General features: G+C 45.9%; 14 protein-coding genes and 1 other annotated feature. Of the genes, 13 read left to right on the top strand and 1 reads right to left on the bottom strand.

Going from position 1 to position 15,541, the window contains the following annotated elements:
- From polA to EYS05_RS16510, 8 genes are all read left to right on the top strand, one after another.
- Positions 1–2,640, top strand: coding sequence for a DNA polymerase I (gene polA, locus EYS05_RS16545; RefSeq protein WP_138277581.1), 2,640 nt, complete (start codon positions 1–3; stop codon positions 2,638–2,640).
- Positions 2,641–3,240, top strand: a complete 600-nt coding sequence (gene coaE / locus EYS05_RS16540) for a dephospho-CoA kinase (RefSeq protein ID WP_118514421.1) — start codon at positions 2,641–2,643, stop codon at positions 3,238–3,240. It abuts the gene before it with no gap.
- The gene (locus EYS05_RS16535; protein WP_022427103.1) at positions 3,227–4,024 is read left to right on the top strand and encodes an MBL fold metallo-hydrolase; all 798 of its coding nucleotides are present in this window, start codon (positions 3,227–3,229) and stop codon (positions 4,022–4,024) included. The genes coaE and EYS05_RS16535 overlap by 14 nt, the downstream gene beginning before the upstream one ends.
- A 13-nt stretch (positions 4,025–4,037) precedes the next feature.
- Complete coding sequence (locus EYS05_RS16530) at positions 4,038–4,310, top strand: ACT domain-containing protein (protein WP_118514417.1); 273 nt, start codon at positions 4,038–4,040, stop codon at positions 4,308–4,310.
- 70 nt (positions 4,311–4,380) lie between these two features.
- Complete coding sequence (locus EYS05_RS16525) at positions 4,381–5,745, top strand: PFL family protein (protein ID WP_118514415.1); 1,365 nt, start codon at positions 4,381–4,383, stop codon at positions 5,743–5,745.
- A gap of 58 nt (positions 5,746–5,803) precedes the next feature.
- Positions 5,804–6,054 (top strand) — a binding site (T-box leader).
- Positions 6,055–6,186: 132 nt separating this feature from the next.
- Positions 6,187–7,215 (top strand): ABC transporter substrate-binding protein, encoded by a 1,029-nt coding sequence (locus EYS05_RS16520; protein WP_138277580.1) that lies wholly within the window; start codon positions 6,187–6,189, stop codon positions 7,213–7,215.
- 72 nt (positions 7,216–7,287) lie between these two features.
- Positions 7,288–8,199, top strand: coding sequence for an ABC transporter permease (locus EYS05_RS16515; RefSeq protein WP_138277755.1), 912 nt, complete (start codon positions 7,288–7,290; stop codon positions 8,197–8,199).
- A gap of 3 nt (positions 8,200–8,202) precedes the next feature.
- Complete coding sequence (locus tag EYS05_RS16510) at positions 8,203–8,991, top strand: ABC transporter ATP-binding protein (protein WP_138277579.1); 789 nt, start codon at positions 8,203–8,205, stop codon at positions 8,989–8,991.
- Between the two features lie 58 nt (positions 8,992–9,049).
- Here EYS05_RS16510 and EYS05_RS16505 read toward each other — a convergent pair whose 3' ends face one another.
- Positions 9,050–10,324, bottom strand: coding sequence for a tRNA(Met) cytidine acetate ligase (locus tag EYS05_RS16505; protein ID WP_138277578.1), 1,275 nt, complete (start codon positions 10,322–10,324; stop codon positions 9,050–9,052).
- Positions 10,325–10,752: 428 nt separating this feature from the next.
- Here EYS05_RS16505 and pta point away from each other — a divergent pair, with 428 nt between their 5' ends.
- From pta to EYS05_RS16480, 5 genes are all read left to right on the top strand, one after another.
- Positions 10,753–11,760: a phosphate acetyltransferase gene (gene pta / locus EYS05_RS16500; RefSeq protein WP_015525244.1), complete on the top strand. Its 1,008-nt coding sequence runs from the start codon at positions 10,753–10,755 to the stop codon at positions 11,758–11,760.
- A gap of 27 nt (positions 11,761–11,787) precedes the next feature.
- Positions 11,788–12,978, top strand: a complete 1,191-nt coding sequence (locus EYS05_RS16495; RefSeq protein WP_118369303.1) for an acetate/propionate family kinase — start codon at positions 11,788–11,790, stop codon at positions 12,976–12,978.
- 251 nt (positions 12,979–13,229) lie between these two features.
- The gene (locus EYS05_RS16490) at positions 13,230–13,757 is read left to right on the top strand and encodes a YceD family protein (protein WP_021652543.1); all 528 of its coding nucleotides are present in this window, start codon (positions 13,230–13,232) and stop codon (positions 13,755–13,757) included.
- Between the two features lie 3 nt (positions 13,758–13,760).
- A complete protein-coding gene (gene rpmF / locus EYS05_RS16485; RefSeq protein ID WP_015525241.1) occupies positions 13,761–13,943 on the top strand; it encodes a 50S ribosomal protein L32 in 183 nt (60 codons plus the stop codon).
- Between the two features lie 97 nt (positions 13,944–14,040).
- Positions 14,041–15,408: an MATE family efflux transporter gene (locus tag EYS05_RS16480; protein WP_138277577.1), complete on the top strand. Its 1,368-nt coding sequence runs from the start codon at positions 14,041–14,043 to the stop codon at positions 15,406–15,408.
- Positions 15,409–15,541 lie beyond the last annotated feature (133 nt).

Below are 15,541 nucleotides of genomic sequence, written 5' to 3'. Positions count from 1 at the left end.
TTGAGTGAAAAAATATTACTGATCGATGGTCACAGCATCCTGAACCGTGCGTTTTATGGTCTGCCGGATCTTACCAATGCAGAAGGACGTCATACAGGAGCAGTATATGGATTTCTGAATATTATGTTCAGGATCATGGAGGAAGAGAAGCCGGAGTATCTTACTGTTGCATTTGATCTGAGTGCACCTACGTTCCGGCATAAGAGATATGAAGCCTATAAAGGCACCCGAAAACCCATGCCGGAGGAGCTTCGGGAACAGGTTCCGCTGATCAAGGAGATGCTTTCTGCCATGGGAATCAACATCATGTCTCTGGAAGGCTATGAAGCAGATGATCTTCTTGGTACGGTCGCCAGAAGAAGTGAAGCAAAGGGCATGGATGTTACCATTCTTTCCGGAGATCGGGATCTTCTTCAGCTTGCCACAGATAAGGTGCTGATCCGGCTTCCGAAGACTGTCCGGGGAAAGACAACCATTGAAAACTACCATACAGCGGAAGTTCTTGAAAAATATCAGGTAACGCCGCCGCAGATTATAGAACTGAAAGCACTGATGGGCGACAGCTCCGATAATATTCCGGGAATCCCGGGCGTTGGAGAGAAGACCGCGACCAAGATGATCGTGCAGTTCGGTTCCATTGAGAATGCTCATGAGCATCTGGAAGAGGTAAAGCCTAATAAGGCGAAAGAATCTCTCCGCGAGCATTATGATCTGGCGCAGCTTTCCAAAGAGCTTGCAACCATCAACACAGACAGTCCGCTGGAATTTTCCTACGAAAAAGCGAAAGTGGAAAATCCCTATACTCCAGAGGCATATGAATTGTGTAAACGCCTGGAATTTAAGAACATGCTGAACCGTTTTGATCCGGCTACGACAGCAGATTCCTCCATGGAACTGGAATTTTTTACATGCAATGATCTTTCCGGTGTGGAGGCACTGTTTGAAAAAGCAGCGCAGAAAGATCAGGTGGGTATTTCTGTTCTTGCAGATTCGGATCAGGTGTATACCGTGGGATTGGTCCTGGATGAAAAAGAAATCTATCAGATTCCGGTGGGAGGACTTCTCACAGGGGATTACCTTTGCGGAAAACTGAAAACTCTGGCGGACAGTACGGTACTCTGTGCTATGGATATTAAATCAGTTCTCAAACATGTTTCCCTTGACGATTCGAAGAAGGTTTTTGATGCGGGGGTTGCTGCATATCTTCTGAATCCGCTGAAATCTTCTTATTCCCATGATGACATCGCCAGAGAATATCTGGATGGTATGATGCTCCCCTCAAAGGAAGACCTTCTTGGAAAGACTTCTCTGAAAAAGGCCTGGGAAGAGGAGCTGGAATGTCTTGGAAATTATGCCTGCTATCAGGCGTTTGTGCCCTGCATGGCCCGAAAAGTTCTTCTTGAAAAACTGGATGAAACAGGCATGCGTAAGGTTTATGATGAGATCGAGCTTCCTCTTGTCTTTACCCTGGATTCTATGGAAAAATGGGGGATTTCCGTTAAGGGTGAAGAGCTTAAGAGCTATGGCGAAAAACTTAAAGTCCGTATCCAGGAGCTGGAAAAAACCATCTGGCAGGAAGCAGGGGAGGAGTTTAATATCAATTCCCCGAAACAGCTGGGTGTGATCCTTTTTGAAAAGCTGGGACTTTCAGGTGGAAAGAAGACCAAGACCGGCTATTCCACAGCGGCGGATATCCTGGATAAGCTGGCACCGGATCATGCCATCGTAAAAGATATCCTGGAGTACCGCCAGCTGACCAAGCTGAAATCCACTTATGCAGATGGTCTCGGAAATGTGATCGGAGAAGATGGAAGGATCCACTCTACTTTTAATCAGACGATCACAGCAACCGGTCGTATCAGCAGTACAGATCCGAATCTCCAGAACATACCGGTCCGCATGGAGCTGGGCAGGCTGATCCGTAAGGTTTTTGTGCCGGAAGAGGGATTTGTATTTCTGGATGCAGATTATTCCCAGATCGAGCTTCGTGTGCTGGCACATATGTCCGGTGATGAAAAACTGATCCAGGCTTATCGTGAGGCGGAGGATATCCACCGGCTCACCGCATCCCAGGTGTTTCATGTGCCGCTGGATGAGGTGACATCTCTTCAGCGAAGAAATGCCAAGGCGGTAAATTTCGGAATCGTTTATGGGATCAGTTCCTTTGGACTGAGCCAGGATCTGAGTATTACCAGAAAAGAGGCAGCTGCCTATATTGAGAAATATTTTGAGACCTATCCGAAGATCAAGGGTTTTCTGGACGGTCTGGTAAAGGATGGCAAGGAACACGGTTATGTGACAACTATGTTCGGCAGACGAAGGCCCGTGCCGGAGCTGAAATCCAGTAATTTCATGCAGCGCTCCTTCGGAGAACGTGTAGCCATGAACTCTCCGATCCAGGGTACTGCAGCAGATATCATCAAAATAGCCATGAACCATGTTTACGAACGAATGAAAAAAGAGGGACTGCGTTCAAGGCTGGTGCTGCAGGTTCACGATGAGCTTCTGATCGAGACAAAGAAAGAAGAGATCGAGGAAGTTTCCCGTATTCTGGAAGAAGAGATGAAGGGAGCTGCAGATCTTGCAGTGGAACTTGACGTAGATATGCACCAGGGTGACAGCTGGTATGAGGCGAAATAAATGAGAGTGATCGGAGTAACCGGCGGAGTAGGGGCCGGAAAAAGTACAGTACTTGGAATCCTGGAAGAAGATTTCCAGGCATATGTGATCCAGGCAGACCAGCTTGGTCACATTCTGATGGAACCGGGGGAAGAGTGTTACGATGCGGTGATCGCATTGTTTGGAAAAGAAATCATAAAAAAAGATAAAACTATTGACCGGAAACGGATTTCTGATGTAGTATTCACAGATAAGGATATGCTTTTGAAATTAAACGGGATCATTCATCCGGCTGTAAAGCAGAGAATCCTGGATCTTCTTGGAGAACAGAAGGATGCCGGAAGAGGAATCTGTGTTGTGGAAGCTGCTCTTTTTCTGGAAGAGAATTATCAGGAATTCTGTGATGAAGTCTGGTATGTGTATACAGAGGAGGAAATCCGGATCCGTCGTCTGATGGAAAGCCGCGGCTATTCCAGAGAGAAATCTCTTGGCATTATCCGAAACCAGGTATCTGACCAGGTTTTCAGAGAACATACGGATTATGTGATCGGGAATAATGGAGATCTGAAGGAAACCCGGAGACAGATCAGAGAAGGGATAGAGAGAAATGAGACTTTGTAGTATTGCCAGCGGAAGCAGCGGCAACTGTATTTATGTGGGCTCTGAGGAGGCACATGTTCTGGTAGATGTGGGGATCAGCGGGAAGAGTATCGAAAAAGGCCTGAATTCCCTGGATCTTACCGGGAAAGATGTGGATGGCATCCTGATCACACATGAACATTCTGACCATATCAAGGGACTGGGAGTGATCTCCAGAAAATACGGAATTCCCATCTATACCACAGGTGGAACAGCAGATGCGATGCTTCGTATGAAATCCCTTGGGAAAATGCCGGAGGGACTGATCCACGAGATCCGGGAGGATGAGCCTTTTGAGATCAAGGACCTGACGGTAAATCCTTTTACCATTCCCCATGATGCCGCACAGCCGGTGGGCTACCGCCTGGAATGTGGAGAGCATTCTGTGGGCATTGCCACAGACCTTGGAAAATATAATGATTACATTGTAAAAAATCTGGAGAATCTGGATGCGGTGCTTTTGGAAGCGAATCATGACATCCGTATGCTTCAGGTCGGAAAATACCCTTATTATCTCAAACAGAGGATTCTGGGAGACCGTGGGCATCTCTCCAATGAGAATGCAGGACGTCTGCTCTGTCGGATCCTTCATGATAATTTGAAGGCGGTTTTTCTAGGCCATTTAAGCAGAGAAAACAATTATGAAGAACTTGCCTACGAGACTGTGTGCTCGGAGGTGACACTTGGTGACAACCCGTACCGTTCCAGGGATTTTAAGATCCAGGTAGCGAAGAGGGATCACATATCAGAAATAATCACAGTGTAGAAAGGAAAAAACGATGAAGAAGACAATTATCACAGTAGTAGGAAACGACACAGTAGGAATTATTGCAAAGGTTTGTACATATCTTGCAGAGAATCAGGTTAATATTCTGGATATTTCTCAGACCATCGTTCAGGGTTACTTCAACATGATGATGATCGCAGACACAGCAAAATGTGAAAAGGATGGCGGTGAACTTGCAAGAGAACTTGAGAATCTGGGCAAGGAAATCGGTGTTGTGATCCACTGCCAGCATGAAGATATTTTTAACATGATGCATCGAGTATGATCAGGCACCGAATGCGGATTGCGAATGCATATGATATCTACTTTACATCAATCATCAGGGAGAAAATAAAATGATCAATATTTTTGAGGTAAACGAGACAAATAAAATGATCGAGCAGGAGAATCTGGATGTGCGTACCATCACCATGGGGATCAGCCTTCTGGACTGTATCGATCCTGACCTGGATGCACTGAATCAGAAAATATACGAAAAGATCACCACAAAGGCCAGAAATCTGGTGGCTACCGGTGATGAGATCGCAACCGAGTACGGTATCCCGGTTGTAAATAAACGAATTTCCGTAACACCCATTGCTCTGGTTGGCGGGGCTGCATGTAAGAAACCGGAGGATTTTGTGACCATCGCAAGAACACTGGATAAATGTGCCAAGGAAGTTGGCGTTAACTTTATCGGCGGATATTCTGCACTGGTAAGCAAGGGAATGACTCCGGCAGAAGAGCTTCTCATCCGCTCCATTCCTCAGGCAATGGCAGAAACAGAGCGTGTCTGCAGTTCTGTAAACGTTGGTTCCACCAAGACCGGTATCAACATGGATGCCGTAAAGCTGATGGGCGAGATCGTCCTTGCAACAGCAGAGGCTACTAAGGACCAGGATTCTCTTGGATGTGCCAAACTTGTGGTGTTCTGCAACGCACCGGATGACAATCCGTTCATGGCAGGCGCGTTCCACGGTGTCACAGAGGCGGACTGCATCATCAACGTAGGTGTCAGTGGCCCCGGAGTTGTGAAGAAAGCCCTGGAGCAGGTTCGTGGAGAGGATTTCGGAACCCTCTGCGAGATGATCAAACGTACTGCGTTTAAGGTTACACGAGTTGGACAGCTGGTTGCACGTGAGGCATCCAAGCGTCTTGACGTGCCGTTTGGTATCGTGGATCTTTCTCTTGCACCGACACCGGCTATCGGTGATTCCGTAGCTGAGATCCTGGAAGAGATCGGCCTTGAGAGAGCCGGCGCACCGGGAACAACTGCAGCGCTTGCACTTCTCAACGACCAGGTGAAGAAAGGCGGCGTTATGGCAGCAGCAGCTGTGGGCGGATTAAGTGGTGCCTTTATTCCTGTCAGCGAGGATCAGGGAATGATCGATGCGGTAAACGAGGGAGCTCTTACTCTGGAGAAGCTGGAAGCCATGACCTGTGTATGCTCTGTTGGTCTGGACATGATCGCAGTTCCGGGAGATACCAAGGCGACCACACTGGCAGGTATCATCGCAGATGAGTCTGCCATCGGTATGGTAAATCAGAAGACAACTGCAGTACGTCTCATCCCGGTTATCGGTAAGGGTGTGGGCGAAACGGTTGAGTTCGGAGGCCTTCTTGGATATGCTCCGATCATGCCTGTAAATTCCTTCTCCTGTGATGCATTTGTACAGAGAGGCGGAAGGATCCCGGCACCGATCCACAGCTTTAAGAATTAATTTTATTTTTGGGCTTGACAGACTCACGTTGATGTGCTAAAGTAAACACAACTTAAAAAACAAACCAGTGAGAAAGAGAAGTAAACATTTCAGGAAACTTCACAGAGAGCGGTGGTGGTGGAAATCCGCAGGGGACCAGATGTTGAATGGACTTTCGAGGGCGGCCCGAACTATTTATCTGTACAGTAGGCGCCGACGGGAACCGAACCCGTTACCAATGAGGAGTGTATGTTAGTACGCCGGAAAGTGGACGATTCGTCAATTTGAGTGGTACCGCGATAATAAAGAACTTTTATTACCGTCTCAAGCATGATATAAGCTTGGGACGGTTTTTGTGTTACAGGAAAAGCGATTCTGTTGCATGAAAGTTGTTCCGGAAAAGCAGACCGCAGGGTGTACAAATAAGTAATCATAAGCGGAATAAGAAGGGAGAACAAAATTATGAAAAAAAGAATGTTAGTGATCGCAGCAGCAGTAGCAGCAACAACTATGATGGTGGCAAGCCCGGTTATGGCGGAGGATTTTAAAGTGGGCATCTGCAATTATGTAGATGATGCTTCCCTGAACCAGATCGTAGACAACATCCAGTCCCGTCTGGAAGAGCTTGGCAAAGAAAAGGGTGTTACATTTGATGTGTCTTATGACAACTGTAATGCAGATGCCAGTGTTATGGAACAGATCATTTCAGATTTTCAGGCGGATAAGGTTGACCTGATGGTAGGTGTGGCTACACCGGTAGCAATGCGTATGCAGTCTGCTACAGAGGGAAGTGATACACCGGTTGTTTTCTCAGCAGTATCTGATCCGGTTGGCTCCGGTCTTGTAGATTCTCTGGATGCTCCTGGCGCAAACATTACAGGAACCAGTGATTACCTAGATACTTCTTCTATCATGAAGCTGATCCAGGCACAGAATCCGGATGTAAAGAAGATCGGTCTCCTCTATGATGTAGGACAGGATTCCTCCACAACAGCAATTCAGGAAGCAAAAGATTATCTGGATAAAGAGAAAATCGAATATGTAGAGCGTACCGGAACCACTACCGATGAAGTCCAGCTCGCAGCAGATGCACTGATCGCTGACGGTGTGGATGCCGTATTTACACCTACGGACAACACCATCATGACAGCAGAGCTTTCTATTTATGAAAAATTCATCGACGCAAGAATCCCGCACTACACAGGTGCCGACTCCTTTGCATTAAATGGTGCCTTTGTAGGATATGGTGTTGATTATGCAAATCTGGGACAGAAAACAGCCGATATGATCGCTGACATCCTGGTAGATAATGCGGATCCGTCTAAGACAGCTGTTGAAACCTTTGACAATGGTACTGCAACAGTTAATACGGAAACATGCAAGGCACTTGGATTTGATTTCGATACCGTAAAGAAGGCATTTGAGCCTCTCTGCACACAGGTAAACGAGATCACAACTGCAGAAAGCTTTGATGAAGTAGAATCAAAATAAATTAACCGCTCATTTTTGTGAGCAGTTATGAAATAAATCCAATTGGAGGAAATCACTGTGACGATTGCAACTATGCTCTCCCTCGGGGAGACAGCCCTGAAGCTTGGACTGATCTGTTCTCTGACAGTTCTTGCCTTGTTCCTTAGTTATTCCATGCTGAATGTCTGCGACCTTTCTACAGATGGCTGCTTTACCTTCGGAGCCGCTGTAGGAGCCGTAGTTGCTGTAAGCGGACATCCGTTCCTGTCCATTGCGGCAGCTATGGCAGCAGGTGTTACATCGGGATTTGTAACGGCTATCCTGCAGACGAAGCTGGGAGTAGATAGCCTGCTTGCAGGTATTATTGTAAATACTGCATTATATTCCGTAAATATTGCGGTCATGGGAGGGTCATCCCTGATCAATATGAATCGGACGACCACAGTATTTACCATGATGAAGGACGTGCTTGCAGGTACACCGTTAAAAGGCAGGGAAGATATCCTTATTGCAGCCATCGCAGTGATCCTCGTGATTGTATTTCTGGTATTCTTTCTGAAAACAAGACTTGGTCTTGCGATCAGGGCAACCGGAAATAATTCCGATATGGTAAAATCTTCCTCTATCAATCCGGTATTTACAACAGTGATCGGTCTTTGCGTGGCAAATGCATTTACCGCACTTTCCGGATGTCTTCTGTCTCAGTCACAGAAATCCGTAGATATCAACATCGGTCAGGGTATGGTCACCATCGCACTGGCATCATTGCTGATCGGAGGTACCCTTCTCGGACATGGAGGGATTTTTGTGAGAGCGGTGGGAATGGTACTTGGTTCCTTTATCTTCCGCCTTGTGTACACCATTGCACTTCGGTTCAACATGCCGGCATTTATGCTGAAGCTGGTATCCTCTGTGATCGTTGTTCTTGCAATTTCCGGTCCATATCTTAAGAAACAGTGGCCGCAGATCCGAAGAAGAATGACTCATACAAAAGGAGGAAGATGATCCATGTTAAAAATCAGCCATATTTCAAAAATATTTAATCCGGGAACCGTAAACGAAAAAAAAGCAATAGAAGATCTTTCCCTGGAACTGAAAAAAGGCGATTTTGCTACGATCATCGGTTCCAATGGTGCAGGAAAATCAACATTTTTTAATGCGATCTGCGGTGATTTTCTTACAGATTCCGGTTCGATCGAGTTGGACGGCAGGGATATTACATTTATGCCGCAGCATGCACGTGCAAAAGAGATCGGACGCCTTTATCAGGACCCGATGCGTGGTACTGCGCCGGGAATGACGATCGAAGAGAATCTTGCACTTGCAGCCGGCAAGGGTGGTTGGCTTTCCCGCACGACCCGGCAGGAAAAAGAGCGTTTTCGTGAAGAATTAAAGAAGCTGGACATTGGACTGGAAGAGAGGATGAGCCATCCGGTAGGTCTTCTTTCCGGCGGACAGAGACAGGCGCTGACGCTTCTGATGGCAACCATGAATCCGCCGAAATTACTTCTTCTGGATGAGCATACTGCAGCCCTTGATCCGGGAACTGCTGAGAAAGTCCTTGATCTCACCAGAAGGATCGTGGAAGAAAATCAGCTGACATGTCTGATGATCACACACAATATGCAGTCAGCAATTGATCTTGGGAACCGTATCCTGATGATGGACTCCGGCAATATCGTGCTGGATATCGGTGGTGAGGAGAAGAAGAACATGACCGTGGATGGTCTCCTTGAGAAATTTAAGACAGGAGCCGGAAAGGCTTTGGACAATGATCGTATTCTTTTGTCTGAATAAATAAATTTCAAAACACCGGAATATATTAAGAAAGTTGTAGCGGAAGCCGCTGTGGATCTTAAATGATCCGCAGCGGTTTTTTCATCTCGTGGATGAAAGGCTGACCTGTTTTGTGACAGAGAAGCATTTCGTAAAGATTGGAAGCCGCACAGGTTTCATTAAAAAGCCGGAGCGCAGTTTTATCGAGGATCGAAGATGCATCTGCGGCTTTGGTGATCAGCGGGATTGAGGAGCTTTTTTTGATCTGGCTGAGAAGCGGAGCGCTGTTTTTTCGAAAGCCAAGTACCCGGGCATAGGGAATATGTCCGGGTGCGTTTGTTTTTTGGTCAAGAAAGATCCGGACAAGGCTGCGGCAGATAGCAGAACGGGTAATATCCCGTGTTTTCAAAAGATCCGCAAACTGGGAAAAACCTTCATATTGATTTCGGGATTTCAGGATACGCCGGATCAGTGCCTCCGAAAGCTCCGGATACATTTTCAAAGTTTTTTCGGATTCCAGAAGCAGTTTGTAATGCAGAGGAAGATCCAGTGCTGAGTCAGAAAGCCATGCTCCTTTTTTGAGAGAATCCAGGAAGCAGGGAAGGGAAGCAGAAGGGATCAATCGGGAAAGATCAGCAGACTGCACAGCCTCTTCGGATTTTTTCATAAGGCTCCGGATGCCGGAAGCAGAGGGAAACTCTTCGTCGGAAAGAAGAGAAAAATCTGTATCATGATAACCACTTCCCTTTCTTAAAAGTGCATGAGGAAGGATCCGGCTGTTAAGACGGAGAAGTGCTTTGCAGTATTCGATTCCCAGGATGTTGTTAGGAGAAGAAAGAATGAGGTCAACATGTTTTGATGAAGCACCGAATGTGTTATGTGCGGAAGTGGATTTTCCACGAATGTAACGGATCAAAGCACTGCTTCTTGCAGCAGGAAAACTCATTCCGGTACGAAGATTCTGCTGAAGGAATTCGCGGTATTCAAACGGTTCCTTTACAAAAATCCGTGCAATATTCATAAGAGTCTCTGTATCTCCGCATTCACTTCCGAAACATAGCTCATCTACAACACTAAGCCCGTCAAGAAGACTTATCCCTCCTCTGGAAAAACCCTCTGCACTGGCTGTTGCTGTCTGTACCGGTATTTCCAGGACCAGATCAGCGCCTCCAAGAAGAGCCATCTCAGCCCGGAGATGTTTTTCCATAAGGGCAGGAGCCCCTCTCTGTACAAAATCCCCGCTCATGGCGATCACAACATAATCAGCACCAAGGACCTCCCGGGCATAGCGGATCTGGTATTCGTGGCCTTTGTGAAAGGGGTTATATTCTGCAATGATTCCAACAACTTTCATATAAAAAAGTACCTGCCGTTTCTAAAAATTCAAATCTTGAAATAAGTTTTTATATTATGATAATGGTGCTATTTTAACATAAGCAATGTAAAAAGTTAAGCGGCATTCGAAATCTGTTTTGCTGCCATAAAACTGAATGCTGCTGTACGCTCTGTACCCGGCAACGCCCTTTGTAAGATACAGAAATCACGCAAATGCATGATCATGAGCCGAAATCCTCTGACCATCTGTGACATTTACCCACAAAAAACACCTCGCAGAACATTGTCGGTGAACAGTAATAATTGCACTTCAAAAAATACGCAGTATAGCCATTTTCTGACAATGAAACGCTTGAAAAGAAAAGGGTAAGGGGGTATAATGAACATAGTGTAGTGCCCGAACAGACACTAGCGTTTTTGTTACATCAAGAAAGGAGCCATTTAATCATGGGATTTGTTGAACTGCTTAAAAAAAGAGCAAAAGAAAGCGTAAAAACAATTGTACTGCCAGAGACAGAGGATATGAGAACTCTTGAGGCAACTGACAAGATTCTGAAAGAGGGAGTTGCAAAGATCATCCTCATCGGTAATGAGGAAGAGATCAACAAGAAAGCTGCAGAGGGCGGCTTTGATATTTCCGGTGCACAGATCGTAGATCCGGAGAAATCTGACAGAACTCAGGCATATATTGATAAATTTGTAGAGCTGAGAGCAAAGAAAGGAATGACACCTGAGAAAGCGAAAGAGATCCTTCATACTCAGTACCCATACTATGGCGTAATGATGGTTAAGATGGGGGATGCAGACGGTATGGTATCCGGTGCATGCCATTCTACAGCAGATACACTTCGTCCATGCCTTCAGATCCTGAAGACAAAACCGGGAACCAAGCTTGTATCTGCATTCTTCCTGATCGTAGTTCCGGATTGCGAGTATGGTGCAAACGGTGCATTCGTATTTGCTGATTCCGGTCTGAACCAGAACCCGACTCCGGACGAGCTTTCTGCGATCGCAGCATCTTCTGCTGAGTCCTTCAAGCTTCTTGTTCAGGAGGAGCCGATCGTAGCTATGCTTTCTCACTCCACCAAGGGAAGTGCAAAGCATCCTGACGTAGATAAAGTCGTAGAGGCTACAAGAATTGCCAAAGAGGAGCATCCGGAGCTTAAACTTGACGGAGAGTTCCAGCTTGATGCAGCTATCGTTCCAAGCGTAGGCGCATCCAAAGCACCGGGAAGCGAAGTAGCAGGTAAAGCTAATGTACTGGTATTCCCTGACCTTGATGCAGGTAACATCGGATACAAGCTTGCTCAGCGTCTTGGTAAAGCAGAAGCATACGGACCTGTTACACAGGGTATCGCAAAACCTGTAAACGACCTGTCCCGCGGATGCTCTGCAGACGATATCGTAGGCGTTGTAGCAATCACAGCAGTACAGTGCCAGGCAGAGGATAAATAATTATTAAAAGATCAGGAGAGTTAAATCATGAACGTATTAGTTATCAACTGTGGAAGTTCTTCATTAAAATATCAGTTAATCGATTCTGAGACAGAGAATGTACTTGCAAAGGGTCTCTGCGAGAGAATCGGTATCGACGGAAGACTGGTATACCAGAAAGCCGGATGTGACAAAGAGATCACAGAGGCAGCTATGCCAACACATAAAGAAGCGATCCAGATGGTACTGGATGCTCTTACAAACGATAAGACAGGTGCGATCGGAAGCCTTAAAGAGGTTAATGCAATCGGACATCGTGTCGTACACGGAGGCGAGAAATTCGCTTCTTCCGCAGTGATCACAGACGAGATGATCAAAGCAGTAGAAGAGTGCAACGACCTTGCACCGCTTCACAACCCGGCGAACCTCATTGGTATCCGTGTATGTGCAGAGCTTATGCCGGGCGTACCGCAGGTAGGCGTATTTGATACTGCTTTCCATCAGACAATGCCTGCTAAAGCATATCTCTATGGACTTCCGCTTGACTTCTACAAGAAATACAAAGTAAGAAGATACGGTTTCCACGGAACATCTCACAGCTTCGTATCCAAGAGGGCTGTTGATTTCCTTGGCCTTGACAAAGACAACTCCAAAGTTATCGTCTGCCACCTTGGAAACGGATCTTCTATCAGCGCAGTTGTAAATGGCAAATGCGTAGATACAACAATGGGTCTTACACCACTTGAAGGTGTTGTTATGGGAACTCGTTCCGGTAACATCGATCCGGCTATCATGGAGTTCATTGCTAAGAAAGAGAATCTGGACATCGAGGGCGTTATGAACGTACTTAACAAGAAATCCGGTCTTCTCGGACTTTCCGGCGGACTTTCCAGCGATTTCCGTGACCTCAACGAAGCAGCTGAAGGCGGAAACGAGGATGCAGCTAACGCGATCGACGTTCTCTGCTATGGCATCGCTAAATTTGTAGGCGGATATGTTGCAGCAATGAATGGTGTTGACGCGATCGTCTTCACAGCAGGTATCGGCGAGAATGCGATCCCGGTACGTGAGAAGGTTGTCAGCTATCTCGGATACCTTGGCGTAACACTTGACAAAGATGCTAACGGACATCGTGGCGAGGAGATCGTGATCTCCACACCGGATTCCAAAGTTAAGGTTGCAGTTATCCCGACAAACGAGGAGCTTGCAATCTGCCGTGAGACTGTAGCACTGGTATAAGCAGCTGTTTCAGTATCGGTACAGAACCGTTCGGGCATGATCGGTAATCAGGCAGAATTATATATTACTGTGGATCAGCAGTATACATTCGGGGGGCGGACAATTAAAGGTCCACCCCCGTAATTTACCCTGAATTTCTGATTAAGCCAACAGTAACAAAAAATTAAAAAAATGTAATATTTTCCCGAAAATAACGTTGACAAATCACAAGACCATATGTATAATGGATTGAGTGTGGATAGGAGAGACTTATGCAGATTCATTTATTAGACATTTCTTCCTGTGATGGCAAGACGATCCAGGAATCAGTTATTCCTGAACTGGAGAAGATTGATTTTCAGATGGGAAGTTTTCCGGTACTTGCGAAGGAACCGGTAGAGCTTACGATCACCAATACCGGTGATAAGGTTCTTGAGCTTACAGGAACCGGTAAGATTACAGTGGGTATTCCCTGTGACCGTTGTCTTGAGACAGTAGCCGTTGAGATACCGCTGGAATTTAAAAAGAAGCTTGATATGAAGCTTTCTGATGAAGAACGTGTCAATGATCTGGATGAAAGCAGCTATCTCACAGGTATGAACCTGGATGTGGACCGGTTGGTCTATCTTGAGGTATTGATATGCTGGCCTTTAAAGGTCTTATGTAAAGAAGACTGTAAAGGTATCTGCAGCCGCTGCGGGAAGAACCTGAATGAAGGTCCCTGCGGATGCAAGGAGGAGCCTAAGGATCCCCGCATGGCAGCTATCAGTGATATATTCAGTAAATTTAAGGAGGTGTAACCTATGTCCATTTGTCCTAAGAACAAATCTTCCAAAGCTAGACGTGACAAGAGAAGAGCGAACTGGAAAATGAGCGCTATGAACCTTGTTAAATGTAGCAAATGTGGAGCACTTATGATGCCACACAGAGTTTGCAAAGCTTGCGGAAGCTACAATAAGAAGGAAATCATCAAAGTTGAGGACTAATTTTAATTAGACAGTCAATATATGATGCGAAAAGAGTCTGGTATGCTGAGATAAGTATACCGGCTTTTTTTATACTCTGGGGGGAAAATAAAAAAATATGAAACAGAACAAGAATCAGAAAAATACCGCCGTGAACCAGATCACAGAGGGAGTGGTCTGGAAGCAGCTTCTGATATTCTTTTTTCCGATCCTGTTTGGAACTCTGTTCCAGCAGATATACAATACTGCGGATACGGTTGTAGTAGGACGCTTTGTGGGAAAAGAAGCATTGGCAGCAGTAGGAGGCTCATCCAGTATGATCGTGAATCTGATCGTAGGTTTTTTTGTAGGTTTATGTTCCGGTGCGTCTGTAGTGATTTCTCATTATTATGGGGCGAAAGACCACAAAAATCTCAAAAAAACACTTCACACATCCATGATCTTCTGCCTGGCCGCCAGTATTATTGTTGGAACAGCAGGTTTTATCCTGGCTGAGCCGATCCTTCGCCTGATGAAAACACCGGTAGAAGTAATTCCCGATTCTGTATTGTATCTTCATATCTATTTTGCGGGGACATTTTTCAACCTGGTCTACAACATGGTATCCAGTATCTTAAGAGCAGTAGGTGATTCTAAAAGACCGCTCTATGTGCTGATCATTACCTGTTTGTTGAATATTCTGCTGGATGTTGTATTTGTAGTGATCTTTCATATGGGAGTCCTCGGTGTTGCACTTGCAACAGTCAGTTGCCAGGCAGTCAGTGCCATCCTTGTAACCTGGTTCCTGATGCGTGCAGAGGATATTTATCGTCTGGAATTTTATGAGATTCGTTTTGATCTTCGTTCTCTGTGGGCAGTTCTCAGGATCGGACTTCCGGCAGGACTGGAATCAGTGATGTACAACATTGCCAATCTCACCATTCAGATTTTTGTCAATGAGCTGGGGACTGATACTGTGGCAGCCTGGGGAACTATGGGAAAGATTGATGCGGTGTTCTGGATGGTATGCAATGCTTTTGCCATCTCAATTACCACCTTTGTAGGACAGAATTATGGTGCCAGAAAATACCACCGTATGCGAAAAAGTGTCCGCGTCTGTATGGTGATGGCATACATTTCGGCGTTTATTGTAAGCGGAACACTTATTCTGTTCGCAAATCCGATCTACCATTTGTTTACAACAGATCAGGTGGTTGTAGACATTGGGGTGCATATGATTCGTTTCCTGATTCCATCCTATGCCATTTATGTTGTGATCGGAATTCTTTCCGGAGCGCTGCGTGGTTCCGGAAGAGTATTGGTTCCGATGATTCTGACCTGTGGTGGGGTCTGCCTGCTCCGGATCATCTGGTTGTTTGTCTTTGTAAGATCGCATCCAGGGATCGACAGTATCATGCTCAGTTATCCGGTATCCTGGATAATTACTGCGGTATTGTTTGTCATCTATTATTTCCGGCGATTTCCAGGTATGCAGAAAAAGAAATAATGATATATGAAAAGGTGCTGATTCTGTGCAGTAGCAGTAATCAGCACCTTTGCTGTTTCGAATGATGTCGATTTATTACGTATAGATTTGATTGCCTGAAAGCTAAAAAAGAGGTATTCTGGACGCAGATAGA

Origin of the sequence: Blautia sp. SC05B48, assembly GCF_005848555.1 — a bacterium.
Lineage (GTDB): Bacteria > Bacillota > Clostridia > Lachnospirales > Lachnospiraceae > Blautia_A.
Note: the sequence above shows the minus strand (reverse complement) of the source record. Positions and strands in the feature narration are given on the sequence as shown.